This window comes from Pseudoalteromonas sp. PA2MD11, assembly GCF_017808125.1.
Classification (GTDB): Bacteria; Pseudomonadota; Gammaproteobacteria; order Enterobacterales; family Alteromonadaceae; genus Pseudoalteromonas; species Pseudoalteromonas simplex.
In genome coordinates, this window is the sequence record NZ_JADKNF010000016.1 from 96123 (window position 1) to 97017 (window position 895).

An 895-nucleotide genomic window follows, 5' to 3' on the forward strand; every position below is an offset into this window, starting at 1 on the left:
GATAGAAGAGCTAGAAAAACCGGAAATCGATGAGCTTGAGAAACCAGAGTTTGACGAGCCAAGCTTTACAAGTTCGTCATCGTTTGGTTTTGATGAGTATTCAACAAAAGAGCCTATTGCCGACGATGAGCCGTCTAAAGATGACGTGCCTGAATATGACTTATCGTCATTGATGGGTGATGATTTATCGTTTGCTGATCATTTTGCTGAAGATAAACAAACAGTCACGGCTCCAAGCACAACAGACGATCACGACGACATCAGCGATGATGATTTAGCAAAAGCCTTACAAGCGCTTGAACAAGAGCTACAGGACGAACCTGCGTCATTTAGCCCTGAAGAACCAACAAAACCTGCTGAAGATACGGTTGATTTGTCTGTCGAACTGAGTAACGACGATATGCTAGAAGAGATGGCTAGTGACTCTGATGAAGCTGATAAAGAAACAAATTTAGAGACCGAGCAACAAGATGATAAGCCGTATAATCCATTTGCAAACTTATCGCTTGATCCTACGTGGGATCCTAATTCTGACGAAAAACCTGTGATAGAAAGTAAAACCAAACAGCCAAAATCACAAGCTCTTATTGATGCAGAAGAACGCGCTAAACAGCTTAAAACAGATGAGTGATTAAGTAACGAGAAACGAACCTGTAGCTGATTTTACATCGCGACCTAGCGCCTAAAGCCTAGTGCCTATTGTTTCCCCCGTAGGACTGGCTTTAGCCGGGAATGGTTTGAGTAAGTAACGAAAAGTGAGTTTCGAGAGACGAATTAGTAGCAGCGATTTCATATCGCGACCTAGCACCTAAAGCCCAGTGCCTATTGTTTCCCCCGTAGGACTGGCTTTAGCCGGGAATGGTTTGAGTAAGTAACGAAAAGTGAGTTTCGAGAG

The 895-nt window shown here is 43.4% G+C and carries 1 pseudogene; it reads left to right on the forward strand.

The features are described 5' to 3' along the window. A pseudogene (locus tag ISP07_RS16355) lies at nt 1-631 on the forward strand (hypothetical protein); the annotation flags it as partial. Nucleotides 632-895: the final 264 nt, after the last annotated feature.